At 49.1% G+C, this 780-nt stretch carries 1 protein-coding gene; it reads right to left on the bottom strand.

Annotated elements, in window-relative coordinates:
- Nucleotides 1-780: inorganic phosphate transporter (locus B3180_RS08420; RefSeq protein ID WP_286843994.1), on the bottom strand; the 780-nt coding region annotated here is incomplete at both ends.

The following is a 780-nucleotide window of genomic DNA, read 5'->3' as shown; positions in this document are numbered from 1 at the left end:
CAGCGTTTGTGTGGTTGATATCGGCAACCCGGTACCTGACGCCAGAACCACGGTTGAAGCAGCGGCAAGTTCCGCCGCAAAACCGCGACTTGGGGTTAAATGCGTAATGCCATTACCAATGGTGGCAATAACGCGTTTACCCAACATAGCAAGACCAGCCACAATACCTACAGCGCCTAAAGGTAATACCCACCAGGCTAATGTCGCTTTACTGCCAATATCACCACCGCTGGTAACCACGCTCACTACAGCGGCCAGTGGTCCGATAGCGTTAGCAACGTCGTTTGAACCGTGGGCAAAAGCCATAGCACAGGCGGTTACCACCATTAATATCGCAAAGACTTTTTCCACATTGGTGTAGTGCATGTCTTTGTCGTCTGAAGGGTTAAACTTAAGACGACCAATGGCCATTTTGCCAATAGCAAAGACCAATACAGCAATACCCAGAGCCCATAAATAACCTTCAATGCTACCAAGGTTCAGTCCTACGTGCTTAAGGCCTTTTTTAATGGTAACCAGCGACAGTACGAAGCCGGCTAATCCCATATAGTAAGGCACATAGCGCTTAGCCATTGCTAAAGGATTAGAGCGGTCAAAAATGAGCTTTTGTGCACTCATAAATATGAGATAGGCAATAAACCCGGATATGGCGGGGGTGACAACCCAGCTTCCAACGACACCTCCGACTTTCATCCACTGAACCGACTCCATACTAACGCCAACGGCAGAGAAGCCAACAATGGCACCAATAATGGAGTGCGTGGTTGATACCGGCCAGCC

The organism is Idiomarina sp. UBA4206, assembly GCF_002383015.1.
GTDB classification, from domain to species: Bacteria; Pseudomonadota; Gammaproteobacteria; order Enterobacterales; family Alteromonadaceae; genus Idiomarina; species Idiomarina abyssalis.
The sequence above is the reverse complement of the archived record's forward strand: the minus strand, read 5'-3'. Positions and strand labels throughout refer to the sequence as shown.